The 20858-nt window shown below is 51.7% G+C and carries 14 protein-coding genes and 1 pseudogene; 6 read left to right on the top strand and 9 right to left on the bottom strand.

From position 1 onward, the window contains the following. Positions 1 to 435 precede the first annotated feature (435 nt). The gene (gene gloB, locus B0F88_RS04020; protein WP_104422648.1) at positions 436 to 1200 is read left to right on the top strand and encodes a hydroxyacylglutathione hydrolase; all 765 of its coding nucleotides are present in this window, start codon (positions 436 to 438) and stop codon (positions 1198 to 1200) included. 115 nt (positions 1201 to 1315) lie between these two features. Here the strand turns inward: gloB and lysS are convergent, their stop codons facing one another. The 7 genes and pseudogenes from lysS to B0F88_RS03980 form a co-directional block, all read right to left on the bottom strand. Next, a complete protein-coding gene (lysS, locus tag B0F88_RS04015; RefSeq protein ID WP_104422647.1) occupies positions 1316 to 2815 on the bottom strand; it encodes a lysine--tRNA ligase in 1500 nt (499 codons plus the stop codon). 31 nt (positions 2816 to 2846) lie between these two features. Beyond that, positions 2847 to 3945, bottom strand: a protein-coding gene (gene prfB, locus B0F88_RS04010; RefSeq protein WP_104422646.1) for a peptide chain release factor 2 whose coding sequence is annotated in 2 segments (ribosomal slippage) — positions 2847 to 3869 and positions 3871 to 3945 — 1098 coding nt in all. Because the reading frame shifts where the segments join, the coding sequence is not laid out codon by codon here. 118 nt (positions 3946 to 4063) lie between these two features. After that, the gene (locus tag B0F88_RS04005) at positions 4064 to 4798 is read right to left on the bottom strand and encodes an SAM hydrolase/SAM-dependent halogenase family protein (protein WP_104422645.1); all 735 of its coding nucleotides are present in this window, start codon (positions 4796 to 4798) and stop codon (positions 4064 to 4066) included. A 146-nt stretch (positions 4799 to 4944) separates the two neighbouring features. Further along, positions 4945 to 5754, bottom strand: a pseudogene (gene ttcA, locus B0F88_RS03995) (tRNA 2-thiocytidine(32) synthetase TtcA); the annotation flags it as partial. Between the two features lie 233 nt (positions 5755 to 5987). Then, positions 5988 to 7211 carry a beta-ketoacyl-ACP synthase I gene (gene fabB, locus B0F88_RS03990; RefSeq protein WP_104422644.1) on the bottom strand — a complete coding sequence of 408 codons (1224 nt, stop codon included), beginning with the start codon at positions 7209 to 7211 and terminating at the stop codon, positions 5988 to 5990. Positions 7212 to 7222: 11 nt separating this feature from the next. Continuing rightward, positions 7223 to 7738, bottom strand: coding sequence for a 3-hydroxyacyl-[acyl-carrier-protein] dehydratase FabA (fabA, locus tag B0F88_RS03985; protein ID WP_104422643.1), 516 nt, complete (start codon positions 7736 to 7738; stop codon positions 7223 to 7225). 83 nt (positions 7739 to 7821) lie between these two features. Further along, positions 7822 to 9774 (bottom strand): transglycosylase SLT domain-containing protein, encoded by a 1953-nt coding sequence (locus B0F88_RS03980; protein WP_104422642.1) that lies wholly within the window; start codon positions 9772 to 9774, stop codon positions 7822 to 7824. A gap of 59 nt (positions 9775 to 9833) precedes the next feature. Between B0F88_RS03980 and B0F88_RS03975 the strand changes: the two genes are divergently transcribed. From B0F88_RS03975 to B0F88_RS03965, 3 genes are all read left to right on the top strand, one after another. Continuing rightward, a complete protein-coding gene (locus tag B0F88_RS03975) occupies positions 9834 to 11648 on the top strand; it encodes an ABC transporter ATP-binding protein (RefSeq protein ID WP_104422641.1) in 1815 nt (604 codons plus the stop codon). Between the two features lie 72 nt (positions 11649 to 11720). After that, positions 11721 to 12557, top strand: coding sequence for a PHP domain-containing protein (locus B0F88_RS03970; protein ID WP_104422640.1), 837 nt, complete (start codon positions 11721 to 11723; stop codon positions 12555 to 12557). 140 nt (positions 12558 to 12697) lie between these two features. Beyond that, entirely contained in the window at positions 12698 to 13126 is a 429-nt protein-coding gene (locus tag B0F88_RS03965; protein WP_104422639.1) for a YcgN family cysteine cluster protein, read from the top strand. A 41-nt stretch (positions 13127 to 13167) separates the two neighbouring features. Here the strand turns inward: B0F88_RS03965 and B0F88_RS03960 are convergent, their stop codons facing one another. Beyond that, positions 13168 to 14106 (bottom strand): alpha-E domain-containing protein, encoded by a 939-nt coding sequence (locus tag B0F88_RS03960; protein WP_104422638.1) that lies wholly within the window; start codon positions 14104 to 14106, stop codon positions 13168 to 13170. Next, positions 14106 to 15557 (bottom strand): circularly permuted type 2 ATP-grasp protein, encoded by a 1452-nt coding sequence (locus tag B0F88_RS03955; protein WP_104422637.1) that lies wholly within the window; start codon positions 15555 to 15557, stop codon positions 14106 to 14108. The genes B0F88_RS03960 and B0F88_RS03955 overlap by 1 nt, the downstream gene beginning before the upstream one ends. Before the next feature lie 483 nt (positions 15558 to 16040). On the opposite strand from B0F88_RS03955, the gene B0F88_RS03950 reads away from it, so the two are divergent. Both B0F88_RS03950 and B0F88_RS03945 read left to right on the top strand, forming a co-directional pair. Next, on the top strand, positions 16041 to 17300 hold the full coding sequence (locus tag B0F88_RS03950) for a hypothetical protein (RefSeq protein WP_104422636.1): 1260 nt from the start codon (positions 16041 to 16043) through the stop codon (positions 17298 to 17300). A gap of 54 nt (positions 17301 to 17354) precedes the next feature. Further along, the gene (locus B0F88_RS03945) at positions 17355 to 20741 is read left to right on the top strand and encodes a transglutaminase family protein (RefSeq protein ID WP_104422635.1); all 3387 of its coding nucleotides are present in this window, start codon (positions 17355 to 17357) and stop codon (positions 20739 to 20741) included. The last annotated feature ends 117 nt before the right edge of the window (positions 20742 to 20858 follow it).

Here is a 20858-nt window from a genome sequence, read left to right as displayed (position 1 = left end):
TAATCTGGTATCTTTGTTCTTGGCTTAGCTGTTTATAGTTTCTCATGCGCTTTCTCGTCTTTGGTCGGATTGAAAAAAGCGTGAAACTATATCAGCTAACCTTTTTCTTTTCCGATTAGTGCCGATTGCACTTATGAGTTGAATCTAAGGAATATTTTAGGCATCCGATTTGATTTTGAAGGAAATGATAAGGAAGAGTTGTTTCTGGCTATTCAAGCACGTCATGACTGTGTGCATAGAAATGGAAAAACCGAATATGGAGGCAATCTAAGACTAATTGATAAAGAATATATTCTAACTGTCATAAAGATTATCGAACAATTTATATTAGGAATAGAGAAAACTATAGGTAATTATTATTTTGATGATGACATTCCGTTTTAACCAAATCGGGAGCACATTGCTTGCCTTATCTGGTTCTCAAGGACTTAAATTATGCTGGCCATCCTGCAACTCCCCGTCTTAAACGATAACTACATTTACCTGATTCATGACCCGGTGTCGGGTGAAACCGCTGTGGTAGACCCTGCTGTCGCCCAGCCGGTTTTGGATGTTCTGGATCAAAAAGGCTGGCGGCTCACCACTGTTCTGAATACTCATCATCATGGCGATCATGTCGGCGGTAATCTGGAACTGAAACAAAAAACCGGCTGCACGGTTATTGCTCCCCTTTCGGACCGGCATAGAATCCCCGGCATCGATCGCGGCGTTGTTGACGGCGATGTGGTAACGCTCGGCAAGCATACGGCAAACGTCATATCGACTCCCGGCCATACCAGCGGCCATGTTGTTTATTATTTTGCGGACGACAACACGTTGTTTTGCGGAGACACGTTGTTTGTGATGGGCTGCGGGAGATTATTTGAAGGCACGGCGGAACAGATGTGGCATTCGTTGCAGAAATTAAAGGCCTTGCCCGCATCGACTCAAATCTATTGCGCCCATGAATATACGCAAACCAATGGCCGGTTTGCGTTAACGGTGGAGCCCGATAACCGGCAATTGCAACAAAGAATGGAGGTTATCAATCAGATGAGGGCGAACCGCTTGCCGACGGTGCCGTCGACGATAGAACAGGAACTGGCGACCAATCCGTTTTTCAGGGAAGACAGTTTGGCGTTGCAGGAAACGATTAACATGGTGAGCAAAAAGCCGGTGGAGGTTTTTGCGGAGGTTAGGCGGTTGAAGGACAGTTTTTAATTACACTCAAATCCGTTCGCCCTGAGCTTGTCGAAGGGCATTTCGCGCAACGACTTAAACCGTTCATGCTTCGACGGGTTCAGCACGAACGGTTTAAGTCAACGCCGAGGCGATCTTAACCCTTAGGCCGCATATGCGGAAACAGCAACACATCGCGTATTGACGGCGCATCGGCAAACAGCATGACCAGACGGTCGATACCTATGCCCTCGCCTGCTGTCGGCGGCATACCGTGCTCCAGCGCGACGATATAATCGGCGTCAAAATGCATGGCTTCATCGTCACCGGCTTCTTTTTCCTCGACCTGTTTTTGGAAGCGCGCGGCTTGGTCTTCGGCATCGTTCAACTCGGTGAAGCCGTTGGCGATTTCCCGTCCGCCGACAAAAAACTCGAAGCGGTCGGTGACATGCGGGTCATCGTCATTGCGCCGCGCCAATGGCGATACTTCAACCGGATACGCGGTAATGAAGGTCGGATTCATCAACCGGCTTTCGACGGTTTTTTCGAATATCTCGATCTGGATTTTGCCCAAACCGTAACCATCCTTGACCGGAATATTCAGCTTCTTGGCGACTTCAACGGCGGCTTCGCGGGTGGCGATATTTTCCGCCGTCAACTCCGGGTTAAAGTGCAGGATCGACTCGAACACGGTCATGCGGTCGAACGGTTTGCCGAAATCGTATTGCTCGCCCTGATAAGTAACCGTAGTTTGCCCCAACACTTCAATCGCGACGCCGCGCAGCATGGCTTCGGTTAAATCCATCAAGTCGCCGTATTCCGCGTAAGCCTGATAAAACTCCAGCATCGTGAATTCCGGGTTATGCCGCGTCGATAAACCTTCGTTGCGGAAGTTGCGGTTGATTTCAAACACCCGCTCAAAACCGCCGACGACCAAGCGCTTTAAATACAATTCCGGCGCGATACGCAGATACAACTCCATGTCCAGAGCGTTATGGAATGTCCTGAAAGGACGCGCCGTTGCGCCGCCTGGAATCATTTGCATCATCGGCGTTTCAACTTCCAGGAAATTGCGCTCGATCAGGAACTGGCGGATATAGGCGACCACCTTGGAGCGAATCAAAAAGGTATTGCGCGATTGCTCGCTCATGATCAAATCCAGATAGCGCTGGCGGTATTTGATTTCCTGATCGGCAATGCCGTGGAATTTTTCGGGCAGCGGACGCAAGGCCTTGGTCAGCAAACGAATGTCATCGACCTTGACGCTGAGTTCGCCGGTCTGGGTTTTAAACAGTACGCCTTCCGCACCGACGATGTCGCCTATATCCCACTTTTTGAACTGCTCGTTGTAAAAACCTTCGGGCAGCGTATCGCGAGTCACATACAGCTGTATTTTGCCGGACATGTCTTGAATATGGCAGAAACTGGCCTTGCCCATCACCCGGCGGGTCATCATCCGTCCTGCTAATTTCACACGCATTGGCTCGGCTTCGAGTTCTTCCTTGGATTTTTCGTTGTATTCGGCCAGCAGCTCTCCGGCCACCACATTGCGGCGAAAATCGGTAGGGAAAGCAATGCCGCCGTTTTCTCGCAACTCGTTTAATTTGCTGCGGCGTTGCCTGATTTGTTCCTGTTCGTCGTGCTCGATTTCTGACATTTTTTGTTAACTCTTTTGTTTAATTTTACTTTTACAGGCCGCTCTTCAAACTAGCCTCGATAAACTGATCCAGGTCGCCATCCAGCACCGCCTGGGTGTTGCCTGTTTCGACACTGGTGCGCAAATCCTTGATCCGCGATTGGTCCAGCACATAGGAACGAATCTGGCTGCCCCAGCCTATATCCGACTTGGTGTCTTCCAGCGCTTGGGCCGATTCGCTGCGTTTGCGCATTTCCAGCTCGTACAACTTGGCTTTCAATTGCTTCATCGCGGTGTCGCGGTTTTTATGCTGCGAGCGGTCGCTTTGGCATTGCACGACGATTCCGGTCGGATTGTGGGTCATCCGCACGGCCGACTCGGTTTTGTTGATATGCTGGCCGCCCGCGCCGCTGGCGCGGTATACATCGACACGAATATCCGCGGGATTGATGTCGATGTCGATGTCGTCGTCAATTTCCGGCGATACGAATACCGACGCAAACGAGGTATGGCGGCGATTGCCCGAATCGAACGGCGATTTCCTGACTAGGCGATGCACGCCGGTTTCGGTGCGCAACCAGCCGAACGCATATTCGCCTTCGAACTTGATCGTGGCGCTTTTAATGCCGGCGACGTCGCCTTGCGATTCTTCGATCAACTCGGTTTTAAAGCCCTTACGCTCGCCCCAGCGCAAATACATGCGCTCGATGATCGAAGCCCAATCCTGGGCTTCGGTGCCGCCGGAGCCCGACTGTATGTCCAAAAAGGCGTTATTGGCGTCCATTTGCCCGGAGAACATGCGGCGAAACTCCAGGTCCGCGACTCTTTTTTCAAAGTGCGCCAGATCATCGACGACTGTTTCAACGGTTTCCTCATCGTCTTCTTCGACCGCCATCAACAGCAGTTCTTCCGCATCAGAAAGGCCGCGTTCCAGGTCATTAATGGTATTAACGATGACTTCCAGCTGGCCGCGCTCTTTACCCAAGGCTTGCGCTTCTTCCGGGTTATCCCAGATTTTTGGGTTTTCCAGCTCTCTTAAAACTTCGACTAAACGCTCACTCTTGACGTCAAAGTCAAAGATACCTCCTAAGGGCATCGCCACGGCTTTTTAAGTCGGCTATTTTGTTTTTGATCGGATTTATTTCTTGCATGAAGTGTATTTAACCAATGACAGTCGAGACCAAGCGCATATAAACGCCGGTCGATGAAAATTTTAATAGGGGTGATTATAAACTATTAGCCGGGGCGGTTCATCCCGAGTTACCGGCTTCAGACTATTGGTACAGAGATTTCCATTCCCAATTCAAGCCCCAGTTGCCGCTTTGCCCGGCCTTTATTGACCGCAATCTCGACCAGTCCGCTGGAGTTTTTATACCAGAAAGCCTGTTGTTCTTCGACATCACCGAAAGTGTCGGCCTGTTTGACCACAATGCCGTTGACCGTCAGAGTCTTGCCGGAAAAGGCCGCACGGTAGCGCAAGCCGGTCATCGCATTGCCGTAATAATCGAAATAAATCACTTCCGCCAGGTCTTCGGGCCAATCGCTTAAATCATGCCGGTCAAATGGCCGCAGCAAATCATCTGCCTCGTTTATAGCCAGCTTTGCGGCAACGGGAGCGAATAGATCCCGGCCGTGAAAGCTCATCGAGCAATGCTCCGGCCTCCAGGTAATTTCCAACCATTGCGTGTTTTGAGCCTGAACGGCGACGGTATTCAACAAGCCGTTATCCGGCCCGACAAACGCTTGTCCGTCGGCCTGCAAAACCACGGCCCTGCGTTCGCCGCCGACACCGGGATCAACGACCGCCAGAAAAATACTGTTTACAGGAAAACTATGCCGCAATGCAGCCAATAGGTAGGAACTTAAACGCGGATCGGCTGTCGGCGCATTACTCAGCAGGTTGATAACAGGCGCATTCGGGGCTGTCTGCCGTATCGCCGATTCCATTTGCCCGATATAAGGGCCGGACGGCCCAAAATCGGTAAACAGGACAATACCGGTCACTGAGCCAATACGTCCAACCCGGCATTCGCCGCGCCAGTTCCCGACTGGCTAGCGGCAGACACACCATCCCTGGCGATCGCCGAACCTGCTCCCGGCAGGTTTACGGCATACACACCATCCCTGGCGATAAATGTCATAGCCTGTTCTTCAACGGCTTGCTGGCTGCGCGTTAGTCCGGCAAAGTCGAATAACTGCGTATCGGCCAACTGCGAAGGCGCGACATTTTGCAGGCTGGCGAAAATGGTCTCCAGGCGCCCCGGAAACTGTTTATCCCAAGCGTTCAGCATGACTTTCATCGCTTGGCGTTGCAGGTTTTCCTGGGAACCGCACAAATTGCACGGAATAATCGGGTAGTTTTTAAACGCGGCCAAGCGCTCAATGTCTTTTTCACGGGTGTACGCCAGAGGCCGGATGATAATATTTTTTTTGTCGTCGCTTAACAGCTTGGGCGGCATCGCTTTTAATTTGCCGCCGTAAAAAATATTCAGGAAAAAGGTTTCCAGGATGTCGTCGCGGTGATGCCCCAAGGCTATTTTGGTGACGTTGTTGGCTTCGGCATAACCGTACAAGGTTCCGCGGCGCAAGCGCGAGCACAGGCCGCAGGTGGTGTTGCCCTCGGGGATGACCCGCTTGACCACGCTGTAAGTGTCTCTTTCGATGATATGGTAAGGCACGCCCAGCGACGCCAGATATTCCGGCAATACATGTTCAGGGAAACCGGGCTGCTTCTGGTCCAGGTTGACCGCGATCAATTCAAATTCAACCGGCGCGGTTTTCTGCAAATGCATCAGGATGTCCAGCAGGGTATAGGAATCCTTACCGCCGGACAGGCACACCATGACTTTGTCGCCATTTTCGATCATGTTGTAATCGGCAATCGCATCGCCGACCGTGTGCCGCAATTTCTTTTGCAGTTTGTTGAATTGGGTTCTGGATTTTTGGTTTGGATCTGACATGGTCAGTAGATGTTATATAAATAGAACACGGATGAAACGGATTGGACGGCTCAACACGGATAAAAAAATCCGTCTAATCCTACAATGCGGGGTTCGAGGACCGTTGCCCACTGATATAGTTTTATTTTAACCATGAAGAGCATGAAAGACATGAAGACTTAAATCCTTCATGCCTTTCATGCTCTTCATGGTAAAAGCTTAAATTTATTTCTGCATGTTTCCAAACAAAAACGTTAGCCGTTGTAGCGCTGGAAAATCAGTGTAGCGTTGGTGCCGCCGAAGCCGAAGCTGTTCGACATAATCGTGTTTAACGTGATGTTGTCTTTACGTTCACGCACGATCGGAATGCCAGCAGCGCCCGGATCAAGCTGGGTGATGTTGGCCGAGGCACTGAGGAAGTTTTCTTCCATCATCAACAACGAATAAATCGCCTCATTAACGCCCGCCGCGCCCAATGCGTGCCCCGTCAGTGATTTTGTTGAACTGACTAGCGGCACGTTATCCTGTCCGAACACATTGCGCAAGGCTTCAAGCTCCCTGGTGTCGCCAACCGGGGTACTGGTGCCGTGGGCGTTGATATAATCGACCTTAGTACCGCCGATAGTCGCCATTGCCTGCTGCATGCAACGCACCGCGCCCTCGCCTGAAGGTTGAACCATGTCATAACCGTCGGAAGTTGCGCCGTAACCGGTCAGTTCCGCATAGATTTTCGCGCCGCGCGCTTTGGCATGTTCCAGCTCTTCAATCACCAAAACACCGCCGCCGCCGGAGATAACAAAACCGTCACGGGTTTCATCATAAGGCCTTGATGCTGTGGTCGGCGCATCATTGTATTTGGAAGACAAAGCGCCCATCGCATCGAACAACATCGACATCGTCCAATGCACTTCCTCGCCGCCGCCGGCAAACACGACATCCTGCTTGCCCATCTGGATCAGTTCCATTGCATGACCGATACAGTGTGCGCTGGTAGCACACGCTGAACTGATCGTGTAATTGACGCCTTTAATCTTATAAGGCGTCGCTAGACATGCGGTGTTGGTGCTGGACATGCTTCTGGGCACCATATAAGGCCCGACTTTTTTGATGCCTTTTTCGCGCAGAATATCGGCCGCTTCAACGATGTTTGAGGTTGAAGGCCCGCCGGACCCCATCACCAGGCCGGTTCTGAAATTCGACACCTCGGATTCGTCCAGGCCGGAATCGTCAATCGCCTGCTGCATCGCAATATAGTTGAACGCCGCGCCATCGCCCATAAAACGTTTTATTTTGCGGTCGATAAATGCGTCCAAATCTATGTTGATGGGTCCGTGGACATGGCTGCGGAAACCCATTTCCTGATAAACGTCAGCGAAAGTAATTCCTGAGCGGCCTTCCTTTAGGGAATCGACAACCTCTGTTCGGTTATTCCCTATGCTGGAAACAATTCCTAAACCGGTTACTACGACTCTTTTCATTGTTAACGCCTCTAAAAATCTTCTGTGGAAGTAAACAAACCGACCCGTAAATCGGTAGCCTCGTAAATCACTTTGCCATCGACTTCCATGGTGGCGTCAGCGATACCCATAACCAACTTCCGCATTATCAATCTTTTTAAATCGATCCGATAAGTCACCTTTTTAGCGGTGGGCAATACTTGTCCGGTAAATTTGACTTCACCCACACCCAAAGCGCGGCCTTTACCGGGACCGCCCATCCAGCACAAAAAGAAGCCGACCAACTGCCACATCGCGTCCAGCCCCAAGCAGCCGGGCATCACAGGGTCGCCTTGGAAATGGCAGTCGAAGAACCATAAATCAGGCTTAATATCCAGCTCAGCAACGATCTCGCCTTTCCCGTATTTACCGCCTTCATCAGATATATAGGTAATGCGATCCATCATCAACATATTTGGCAGAGGTAATTGCGCATTTTTCGGTCCGTACAGTTCTCCCCTGCCGGACATCAACAATTCTTCGCGCGTAAAACTGTGCTGTTTCCCCATAATCTTTTATATACCTTAACGTAATTATTATTATTCTAAATTGCACATTATCTAACAGACATCAAAAAAAATCAGCTCAATTTTTAGCCGGACAGCACATCAAGCATCAATTCTTTTATCTTCAAGCCCTTTCTTTCGACTGCCGGGACGCAGGAGGTAGAGTAATGCATGGAGCAATTACCGAGTATGAGTTGCTGATAAATAATCGCATAGGACAGAACTGAAGAGACATATTTTCGGGTTTCATGATAAGGGATAGTTTCCACCCATATATCCGCAGGCATAGCCACGGCACCCGGCAACCACTTTGCGACACGCCCCGGCCCCGCATTATAAGCGGCGACTGCCAATACGAAATGCCCATGAAACTGTTTCAGCAGTTTCTTATAATAAAAAGCGCCGTATTTAACATTAACATCGGGATTGAACAGGCTTTGATCCGACTGCCATTTTTCCTTTAGCTCGCGGGCGATCTGCATGCCCGTTTTCGGCATGATTTGCATCAAGCCCCGCGCGCCGACAGACGACTCGGCGTCCTTGTTGAAAATACTTTCCTGCCGAATCAGGCCGAAAACAATGGCCGGATCGAGGTTCTGCCGGTAGGCATGGTCATGAATCTGGCCCGAATAATAAACCGGAAAGCGCAACGTCAGATCGTCCCAATAATCGGCTTTAACCATCGTAGTAATGGCGATTTGATCCCAATGCCATTGCTGGGCCAATTTGGCCGCGATCATGCGCCGCTCCTTGCTTAATTTTTTTACCGCATACCACCATTGACGCTCGGCTTCCACATTCCTGTTCAGTAAATCAAGCTCCTTAACCACTTTAAAATCGGCTTCATTGGCAAGATTTTCGAGTTCATTCCCAGCCAGAAACACCGGTTTATTGGAGAGTTGATAAGGCTTATTAACCGTGTCGGCGGCCAAGAATCCATAAAAGCTCCGGTCTTCGGCGAGCTTGTTGTAAACATCCTGCGCCTGCAAAGAGTTCCCGGTTTTATCCAGCATTCTGGCTTGCCAGTACTGCCATTTAGGATCCTGCCGTTCCTGAGCCGTCAAACCCGCCAACGCCTCCGCAACATGCTGCCAGTTTTGTTCCAGCAAAGCCGCCCTGACTTTCCATTCATTGACTTCGGCGTCAACAACAGGCAATTGCTTAAGACGTTGATAGGCGTTGATGTTTCGGCTGCGCGCCAACGCAATCGCCAGACTGCGCTCTACTTTCCCGGCAGTTTGGGCATCTATCTGGAAAGAGTTTTTTCTATCGTCCCAAAGCTCAACGGCCCGGTTCAAATCAGACTTTGCCAGCCTCGTTACACCATGAGCGAAAAGCCGTCCCATTTGCGCATTAAAAAAGCCGCTGTTTTCAATTAAAGCGGGATTTTGGTGTACCCGCAGCCAACCATCGGCAACATCCTGGTCCGCCGCATCCAACGAACGGCGCACGTATTCGGCCACCGAGACATTATCTTTGTCCAAGGCCAGCTCAAAGCGCCGCCAAACCAGATCCGGCGTAAAACCGGGCGACGTCATCAATACCGACAACAGCGGATCGCATTCCTCCGGCAACGAATCCCCGGTAAGCCAGATGTTTTTGGCCTCATTCAACGCCTGCTGTTGATTGCCGGTTTTGTAGATCGCCAGATTGTACTGGCAGCTAAGGGCGGTATTCTCGTTTGCGGCGGGCACACTATAATGCCGGATAAAATCGTTCCAGCGCTCATTCTTAGCCAGGTAATCCAGCCATTTGGTTCTCAATAATCCGGCATAACGGGTGTCGTTATAGGTCGCCAAAAAAGCCGGAATACGGTCCTCTTGTTGTAAATTATCTTTAAGCCACTGGTATTGCAGATAGGGGTAGAGGGGATAATCGATCAAGGCGTCGCTGATGCGCATAAATTCGGCATTATTGCCCTGGGCAAGCGCCCTTTCCGCCTGTAAAAAATCGCTTCTTTGCCGGTCGAGACTATTGCCGAGCACTGCGCCGGAAAAAAGAACCAGACACAGCCATAATTTTCCAGACAGGTGTTTCATATTTCACTCACAGCAAATATATTCCTAAAGATGTTTCAGACAGATATAATCAAGCGCTCATGCAAACATCCTTATCTAATCCCGTGCAATCAAAACAGGCCACACAGTCTTACAGCTGGAGCACTATCTATCAAATTGCTTTAGAACACAAAAAAGAACTGATTGCTTCTCATTTTATCGCCATCCTGGCCACCATTGCCAGCGTGCCGGTGCCTTTGCTGATGCCGTTGCTGGTCGATGAAGTTCTATTGCATAAACCCGGCATTATCATCCAGACCGTAAACCAGCTGTTCCCTGTCACCTGGCAACTACCGATCCTTTATATCGGCGTTATTTTGCTGATCAGCGTTATCCTGCGCATCATTGCGATTATTTTTAACATCATACAGTCCCGGCAGTTTTCCTGCATCGCCAAAGACATCGTGTTCCGCATCCGCGCAGACCTGATCGGCCATTTGCAAAACATTTCGATGTCCGAATACGAAAGCCTGGGTACCGGCACCGTAGCGAATTACCTGATTAAAGACCTCGATACGATAGACACCTTTATCGGCACGACGGTCAGCAAACTGCTGGTGGCCGCCCTGACCGTTATCGGCACCGCCGTCGTATTATTATGGATGCACTGGCAATTGGGTTTATTTATTTTACTACTGAACCCCGTGGTCATTTACTTCACTCGCGTAATCGGCTCGCGCGTCAAAGACCTTAAAGCCAAGGAAAACTCCGCTTTCGAGGTTTTCCAGCAATCCTTGACCGAAACCCTGGAAGCCATCCATCAAATACGCGCCAGCAACCGCGAGAAACATTATTGCCAGCAACTGATTGAATCGGCCCGATCGGTCAAGGATTTTTCAACCGCTTTCGCCTGGAAAAGCGATGCGGCAACCCGCATGAGTTTCCTGGTATTCCTGTTCGGTTTCGACATATTCCGGGCCTGCGCGATGCTGATGGTGTTCTATTCCGATCTCAGTATCGGGCAAATGCTCGCCGTATTCGGTTACCTCTGGTTCATGATGGCTCCGGTGCAGGAAATATTGAGCATCCAATACGCCTTTTATGCCGCCAAAGGCGCATTAATCCGCATCAACCGGCTTAATGCGCTGAAACAGGAGCCGCATTACCCTCACCTTGAGAACCCGTTCTTAAACAAAAAAACCGTCTCCCTACGCGTGGATAATCTTCATTTCAGCTACGGCGAGGAAAAAATACTCGACGGCATCCAGCTAAAAATCAAAGCCGGTGAAAAAGTCGCGCTGGTCGGCGCCAGCGGCGGCGGCAAATCGACCTTGATACAAACCCTGATCGGCCTCTACCCGCCCGACAGCGGCCAGATTTATTTCGACGATGTCGCCATTGACCGCATCGGCCTGGAAGTGGTCAGGGAAAATGTCGTCACCGTGCTGCAACACCCCGTCCTGTTCAACGACACCATCCGCGCCAATTTGACGTTGGGTAAACCGGCCGACGATGCCGTATTACAGAATGCGCTGACTATCGCGCAATTGACAGACGTCGTGCAGGATCTGCCGCAAGGGCTGGACACCATCGTCGGCAGGCAAGGCATGCGGCTGTCCGGCGGCCAGCGGCAACGCATGGCAATCGCCAGAATGATCGTCGCCGATCCCAAAGTGGTCATCCTGGACGAAGCCACCTCGGCGCTGGACAGCGAGACGGAGCACAAGCTGCACCAGGCCATGACGGAATTCTTAGCCGGCCGCACCACGATCATCATTGCCCATCGCCTGAGCGCCGTTAAACAGGCCGATCATGTTTACGTTTTTGAACAAGGCCAAATCTGCGAGCACGGACAACATGAAACCCTGCTCAGCCAAAACGGCCTTTATGCAAAACTTTATGGCGAGTATCAGTGAGGCGGACGAAAGGCGCATAGAATAATAACTCCCTTAAGCCGCCTTTAACCTTGCACCTTTAACCTAATATCCATGACTGAAACTTACGACCTGCACAGCCACTCTAACGCCTCAGACGGCGCATTATCGCCCACGGAATTGGTGCAGCGCGCCCATGAACACGGCGTTACCTCGCTGGCGTTAACCGATCACGACACCGTAGTAGGACTCAGTGAAGCCCAGGTTGCGGCAACCGCGGCGGGCATTGAATTAATACCCGGCATCGAACTGTCCACCAGTTGGCAGAACAAATGTTTTCATATCGTGGGATTAGGCATAGACCCGGCTTATCCGCCGCTTGCCGAGGCCACCCGCAACCTGCAGATCATGCGCACCGAACGCGCCGAAAAAATCGCTGAGAAACTGGAGAAAAAACGCATTCCCGGCGCGCTGGCAGCCGTCAAAAAAGCTGCCGGAGACGGCATGATCACACGCACCCATTTCGCCGACTTCCTGCTTTCGCAATTCCATGTATCCACCCAGCAGGAAGCGTTCGACCGTTATCTTGGCGCCGGCAAAGACGCTTATGTAGCCACAATCTGGGCTGAAATGGAGCTGGCGGTAAACTGGATCACTGGGTCCGGCGGCGTTGCGGTACTGGCGCATCCTTTGCGCTACAAGCTGACCGCCAGCTGGATGAGACGCCTGCTGGCCGCATTCAAGGAGGCTGGTGGACTCGGCATAGAAGTTGTGACAGGCCGGTATAACAGCGATGAAATAAAATTGGTCGCCGGTTACGCAAAGCGCTTTGAACTGGCCGGTTCGGTCGGTTCCGATTTCCACAGCCCGGCCAACCAATGGGTGGAATTAGGGCGTCTTGCGCCGTTGCCGGAGAACGTCAAGCCGGTATGGGAGCTGCTTGGGAACTGATGTTATGCAGTAATCTAAAAAATCACCACGAAGACACAAGAAAAACCCAAGGTAAAAACTTCGTGTCCTTCGTGGTGATTTAATTGTTTAGTCCAACAATTAATCAATCTAACTTCAGCCTCTTTAACGAGCAATACTACATGAGCTTTTGGAAAACCAAGAAACTATCCGAAATGACCACCGAAGAATGGGAGTCATTATGCGACAACTGCGGCAAATGCTGCCTGCATAAACTGGAAGACGAAGACACCGGCGACATCTACTTTACCAGCGTCGTCTGCAACCTGATCGACCTGGACACCTGCCGCTGCACCCGTTATGCCGAGCGCACCCAATTAGTCCCCGAATGCCTGGACCTGAAACAACACGACTTTGCCGAATACAACTGGCTGCCGGCAACCTGCGCTTACCGCTTATTGAGCGATGGAGAGGAACTGCCGGACTGGCATCCCCTGCTGTCGAAAAGCGCCGACAGCGTCCAGGATGCCGGTGTTTCAATCAGCAGTTACGCGATGAAGGAATCTGAAATCGATGACCTGGAAGACCACATTATCGAATGGCTGGAGTGACGCCCGGCCACCGCGCCTTGCCGCGTTAAACCGTAAACGGCTTATTCGATAACGCCCTGCATAAACCAATTGTGGGCTATCCGGTCGTGCAACTCGCCCAACTTGTTTTGCAGGTCATCGAGAATGTCCCGTAATTGTTCTTGGGTCGTGTTCCGGGTATCGATAGCTTGCACATAAGCCCCCAATACAACCAGTTCTTCCGGCAGCGTATCGTTATTCGGCAGATCATTGATGCATCCGGCAATTTCAGCAATACAACAACCGACCGAACGCGGCAAAATCGTGTTCAGCAACAAAAAGTTGAGCACATCATCGCCATTCACACTGCTTCTGACCTGCTGCCGGTACATTAACTGGGCGTTGAGCGACTTTAATATATTCACCCATAGAATAGTCTCATATTGGCGCATTTCATCGCTACGCGACTCCGCCAACAGCAACGAGGCCAAGTCCAGAATACGGCTGGTCATATCGGCTCGTTCAATATTTTTGCCCAGCCGAATAAATCGATAGGGATGATTGTGGCTCATGTAACCCGACAATAGCCCGGTAAAGCGCTGGCAACCTTTGAGAATCTCGTCAAGCAAGGCAATCCGGTTGCTGCGGTGATGCACCGACTCCATATGATTTCTTACAAACAGGTACATTTCATTGACCTGCTCCCAGGCCTCATCGGGCAGCAAATCCCTGGAGGTGCGGATATTTTCTCTGGCCGCGCTTAAAGACGAAAACAAAGACCCCATATACCCGGCATCGGTTAAAAGAAACCGGGTGACATTGCGCTCGTTGGCAATGGTATATTTTTCATAGAATTGCCGGCTTGAGGCATTGATCCGAACAAGCTGCTGCCAGCCCATTTCAACGCCGTTAGGCAAATCCATCAAGAGATTCATATGCACACTGACCAGTCTGGCGATATTTTCAGTGCGTTCAAGATAACGCGCCAGCCAATACAGGCGCTCTGCTGAACGGGATAACATTAGCTACGCTCCATATTGATAATCCAGGTGTCTTTACTGCCGCCGCCTTGCGAGGAGTTCACCACCAGGGAACCCTTTTTTAGCGCTACCCGGGTTAAACCTCCGGCGGTCACAAAGGTGTTTTCGCCCTGCAAAATAAACGGTCTCAGGTCGATATGCCGGGGTTCGAGTTTGCCGTTACATAAAGTAGGCGCTGTAGAAATCGCCAAGGTAGGCTGGGCAATATAATTACGGGGATTTTCCTGGATGATTTTCCGAAACGCGGCTATTTCCCGGCTTGTCGCATGCGGCCCCACCAGCATGCCGTAGCCGCCTGACTCATTAGCCGGTTTGACCACCAGTTCCGGCAAATGCGCCAACACATATTTCAGGTGCTCGGGGTTATCGCACAGGTAAGTTTTCACATTAGGCAAGATCGGTTCTTCATTCAGGTAATAGCGGATCATTTCCGGCACATAGGCATAAACCACTTTATCATCGGCAACGCCGGCTCCCGGCGCATTAGCAAAAGAGACGTTGCCGGCTTTCCAGGCGCGCATTAATCCGGGAACGCCCAAAACCGAATCTTTGCGGAATACTTCGGGATCCAGGAAATCATCGTCGATGCGCCGGTAAATAACATCGACTTTTTCCAGCCCCTCGATGGTGCGCATATAGACGCAATCGTCGTCATTGACCACCAGATCGCCGCCCTCGACCAGTTGCGCGCCCATTTGCTGGGCCAGGTAGGCGTGCTCAAAATAAGCGGAGTTATAGATGCCGGGCGTCAGCACCACAATTTGCGGCTTTTTAATGTGCTCGGGCGCAAGCGACGCCAACATGTCCTGCAAGCGGCTGGGGTAGTCGTCGATAGGCAAAATATCTATATCCTGCAACAGCTCGGGAAACACCCGCTTGGTAATAACACGGTTTTCCAGCATGTAGGAAACACCCGAAGGAACCCGCAAATTATCTTCCAACACGTACATAACGCCGTCCCGGTCACGCACCAAATCGGTGCCGCAAATATTTGCCCAGACGCTATGGCGGGGTTTCATGCCGACGCATTCTTTGCGGAAGTTTTTTGAGCTATGGATAATTTCGGCCGGCATTTTGCCGTCTTTAATGAATGCTTGTTCATCGTAAACGTCCGATATAAAGCAGTTTAAGGCGGTTAAACGCTGCTTCAAACCCTTTTCTATAACGCGCCATTCCGTAGAGCTGATGATGCGGGGAATAATGTCGAACGGCCAGGCCCGGTCTATATTGCCTTCATCGCTGTAGACCGTAAAACTGATGCCCATTTCCAAAATAGCCAGTTCGGCGGCTATCTTGCGCTTATCAATATCGCCCTGATTGAGCGAGTTTAAATACTGGCACAAGCGGTAACTCACTTGCCTCGGTTGGAACTCCGAACACATGAGCTCATCGTAAGCACTCTCGGTTTTGTAGTTTTCCCAGATTGATTTCATGGCATTTTATAAGGCTAGTTGGCTTCAATGAAAAAATAGCATGATTTATGCCATTTTTTACTCAACGCCAACTCAATCTTTACGCCCCAAAACATAGCGCACCGTTTGCTTACTCCCTATCAAATAAGCCGGAAGCCCACTCTGTGCGCGGAAAGCCTTGTTGAAGTATGGCCTGCATATACACACTCAGCCATTGAACGAGCATGCCGTAATCCCTAAGCCCATTCAACAAGCGCGTGGCGGACGAGATTTTGGAATACTCAATGCGGTTACGAGGCTCAGACAAACGGCTTTAGCCATCCTATTTTGGGCCTTAATTGCTCTATTTTGGTGCAATTTGAATTGTTCAACGCTATCCATGCCGCGCATAGGTGCGGTATCAATGTACTGTTGAATGCGCTCAACAAGCTTACCCCGTCTGATTAATCACTTGGTATGGAGCTTGCTTTATTTTTAGACGATACAACTTGTAGAGAACACACCATGCCAGCCACCAGCCGCTCCTTATCTTTTCCCGTTCAAGGCGACAAAGAAAACTCAGCTTTCTTTAACGAATACCTGGGTAAATTGCTCGAAGAGCGCGACAGCCTGGGCTTAAGCGACATGATTCATGAAATCGATGCGATTATGCTGACCGTCGAGCCCGGAAAATCAATTGAGTACATTGCGGAATTATGCCTGATGTCGCCTTACCATTACCTGGTCACGCTGGAAAGCGAGTCGCATTGGACCCATGTATTGCGCATTGATATGACGGCCCCGGACCTGATTATCCGTGAAGTAAAAAACGATGACATTAAGGGCATTTTTCGCAGCCTGAACGAGGTTTTCCCGATCGGCTCAAGCAAGCCGCACAGTCGCTACATCGGAGAAATTTTAAGGGTCACCAATCTGCACGAAGTGGTTAAATTGCAGCAGCGCCGGGGCTTCCGGTTTTTTACCCAGGACGAGGTCCGTAAACTGGAGCTGCCGGGCAACATGGCGATCACTAAACCGTCGCCGTATACCCATAACATTGTCGCCTATTGGGAACGGGAACCCGAAGAGCCGCGCGTTTATGCATTGGGTGTCAGCAGCATCCGCTACGACGTCCAGCAAGCCTGCGATACCGCGAAATACCGGCAAAAGACCTTGGGTATAGCCGAACTGATTTTGCCGGTGGATCATCTGGCGACCCGTATTTACAGCCAAAACCGGGAGGTGGCGATCCTGGAATGGCTGTCGCTGTCCAGTTATTACTACTGGGGTTCGTTCGACATCGTCGATCAGAACTCATCGACCAATGTCACCAAAAGCATCCATTATGCCGATGAGCTGCATAGCCCGGCCAAGGTGTTCACCGCCAACAACACGCCTTATTTTGTCAATCATTTCAAGATATTCCCGTCGCCGACCGAGAATTTCGTGCGCAATTACGGGCCAAGACTACACCATATTGCACTGGCGGTTAAAGACGGCAATCAACAGGGTATAGAGAACATCGAGTTTGTGGTCGATGCGATTCGCGAGCAAGGCAAAAGCTTTTTGCTGGATGTCGTCGGCTCCAAAGACGAAGGCTTAAAACAGATTTTTTCCAGCGCCTCAGAGCATTCCTCGCTGATTATCGAATATGTACAGCGCTTCGGCGGCTTTCAGGGCTTCTTTACCAAAGATAATGTCGCCGAACTGACCCATGCGGCGGGCATCGAAGAAGAATTGTTGCGGATACAGGCCGAAGCGCAAAAAACGATTCATGTTCAATGACTCAACACTAAGAAATTTTTGTAACGCTTAATGCTTCGGCAATAGGAACACATCATGACCATTCGGGTAGCCATCCGTCACAAAACCGTATACAACTTCGATAGATCGGTATCCTTGTCGCCGCATGTATTCAGGTTGCGCCCGGCGGTGCATAGCCGGACGCCGATTAAAGGCTATAGCTTGCGCATCGAGCCGGAAAATCATTTCATCAACTGGCAGCAGGACCCGTTCGGCAACATCCTGGCTCGGGTAGTGTTCCCGGAAAAATGCCGTAAACTCAGCGTTGAGGTGGAAGTCATCGCCGATATGACGGTGATCAATCCTTTCGATTTCTTTGTCGAAGAGTATGCGGAATATTATCCGTTCAAATATGATGAACTCTTGCTTAAGGAATTGCAGCCTTATCTGGAAATCACCGAGCAAGGGCCGTTACTCAAACAATGGCTGGCCGATCTTGACCTCGATCCACGCAACATCAACGACTTTCTGGTTGACCTTAATCGTAAGGTTTTTCAGACGGTTGCTTACAACGTCCGTATGGAAGTCGGCATCCAAAGCTGCGAAGAAACGCTGACCAAGCTCAGCGGTTCGTGCCGGGATTCGGCCTGGTTGCTGGTGCAAATACTGCGCCATTTGGGGCTGGCGGCGCGCTTTGTTTCCGGTTATCTGGTGCAGCTGACCGCCGATGTCAAATCGCTGGACGGCCCATCCGGGCCGGAACAGGATTTCACCGACCTGCATGCCTGGACTGAAGTCTATATCCCCGGAGCCGGCTGGATAGGGCTTGACCCGACCTCCGGCTTGCTGGCCGGTGAAGGCCACATTCCTCTGGCCTGCACGCCCAATCCCTCCAGCGCCGCTCCGGTCACCGGCGGCACCGATAAGTGCAAAGTGGCGTTTGAATTCAGCAACACAGTGCTGCGCCTGCATGAAGACCCGCGCGTCACCAAACCCTATACCGATGAACAATGGCTCCGCATTGACGCGCTGGGCCGGCAGGTTGACCGCCAATTGCTGGCTGACGATGTGCGCCTGACTATGGGCGGCGAACCGACATTCGTCTCGGTTGACGACATGGAAGGCGCGGAGTGGAACGTCGATGCCGACGGCCCGCACAAACGCAAACTGGCCAATGAGCTAACCCAACGTTTGCGCGACCAATTTGCAAAAGGCGCAATGCTGCATTACGGACAGGGCAAATGGTATCCGGGCGAAGCGTTGCCGCGCTGGCAATACGGCGTCTTCTGGCGCAAAGACGGCGTGCCGGTTTGGCGCAATCCCGCGTTGCTGGCCGACGTTACCAAAGATTACGGCCATACGGTTGAGCATGCCGAGTCCGTCCTGAAGCAATTGGCTTTGCGCTTAGGCCTGCACCCGCGCTATATCAAGACGGCTTTTGAAGACAGCTTTTACTACCTCTGGCAGGAAGGGACGCTGCCGGACAATATCGATCCGTTAAAAAGCAATCTGAAAGATTCGATTGAACGCAAGACCCTGACTCAACTGTTGGATGCCGGTTTAGGCGGCCCCGCCGGGTTTGCCTTGCCTATCAAATGGGATTGGAGCCAACAAAAATGGCAAAGCGGCCCCTGGGAGTTTCGCCGGGGGCCGCTGTTTTTGATTCCGGGCAACTCGCCGATGGGCGTGCGTTTGCCATTAAACAGTTTGCCCTGGGTTGCCCCGGACAAACGCGACAGCCAGGAACAGCAAAGTCTGTTTGAGGCGCTGCTTGAACTCGGCGATTATTACGGCGAAGTCGCCTGCCGTTACAGCCGTATGGAGAAAGAACTCAAGGATCATCCGGGGCTTGGCGAGCAGGATCCTGGCGATGATCAAAGCGTCGAGGTGGAAGTACCCCATACCGCGGTTTGCGTCGAAGCCCGCGAAGGCCGCGTACATATCTTTCTGCCGCCGCTGACTTCGCTGGAACACTATCTGGAGCTGGTCGCCGCCGTCGAAGCCACTGCGGAAAACCTGTCAATTCCGCTGGTGCTGGAAGGTTACGAACCGCCGAGGGATTACCGCCTGGAGCGTTTGATGGTGACGCCCGATCCCGGCGTGATCGAAGTGAATATCCATCCGTCGAAAAGTTGGCAGGAGTTGGTCGACAAAACCACCGTTCTTTATGAGCAAGCCCACCAAGTCAGATTGGGTACGGAAAAATTCATGCTCGACGGCCGCCATACCGGAACCGGCGGCGGCAACCATATCACCATGGGCGCCGAGACGCCGACCGACAGCCCGCTGCTGCGCCGTCCCGACTTGTTGCGCAGTCTGGTGACTTACTGGCAGCATCACCCCGGCTTGTCGTACCTGTTTTCCGGCATGTTTATCGGCCCGACCAGCCAGGCGCCTCGGGTCGATGAAGGCCGGGACGAAAAGCTTTATGAGCTGGAAATCGCGTTCCAACAAATGCCGGAAGGCGAAGTGCCTGCGCCTTGGCTGGTGGATCGCTTGTTACGGCACCTGCTGACCGATATAACCGGCAATACGCACCGCTCCGAGTTCTGCATCGATAAACTGTATTCGCCGGACAGTTCGACCGGACGCTTGGGCATACTGGAATTGCGCGCCTTTGAAATGCCGCCGCATGCCCGGATGTCGCTGGTGCAAACCTTACTATTGCGTGCGCTGATTGCCTGGTTTTGGCGCGAACCCTACAAACACGATTTAATCCGCTGGGGTACCGAATTGCATGACCGCTTTATGCTGCCTCATTATGTCCGCGAAGACATGAAACAGGTCGCTAAAGACTTGCAACGGGCCGGCTACGGGTTTGAACTGGAATGGCTGGAGCCGTTTTTCGAATTCCGCTTTCCCCGTTACGGCAACACCCTGATAGACGGCATTGACCTGGAAATGCGTTTTGCGATTGAACCCTGGCATGTGCTGGGCGAAGAAGTCGGCAGCACCGGTACCGCGCGCTATGTCGACTCATCGGTAGAGCGGGTGCAGATTAAAGTGACCGGCTTTACCGAAGGCCGTTATGTGTTGACCTGTAACGGCAGACGGTTATCATTGCGCAACACCGGCCGCAAAGGCGAATATGTTGTCGGTGTACGTTACCGGGCTTGGCAGCCGCCTTCCGCGTTACATCCCACTATCAGCCCGCATGTGCCGTTAGTGATCGATGTGATTGATACCTGGAATGGGCATTCGGTAGGCGGCTGCACTTATCATGTCGCCCATCCCGGCGGCCGCAGTTACGATACGTTTCCGGTGAACAGCTATGAAGCCGAGGCGCGGCGCGTGACCCGCTTTTGGGACTTCGGCCACACGCCCGGCCCGGTTGTGCGTCCGCCGATGGTAACGCCGCCCGACTATCAGGCCATAACAAAATTCAGCGCCAGCGAAGCCGCGCCAAGGCCGATGGCGCCGCCCATTGAAGAGCCAAGTCGCGAATATCCGTTTACAATGGACTTGCGACACCGGAGCGAATAATGCCGGCGTGTGCAGATATAACCGCGTAGGGTATGCTGTGCGTACCATTGAACGCCGAAGGTACGCACAGCGCACCCTCATTAACTGATGGCAACGCCAACAGATTTGGAGATTGAC

It is taken from the genome of Methylobacter tundripaludum (assembly GCF_002934365.1).
GTDB lineage: Bacteria > Pseudomonadota > Gammaproteobacteria > Methylococcales > Methylomonadaceae > Methylobacter_A > Methylobacter_A tundripaludum_A.
Note: the sequence above shows the minus strand (reverse complement) of the source record. Positions and strands in the feature narration are given on the sequence as shown.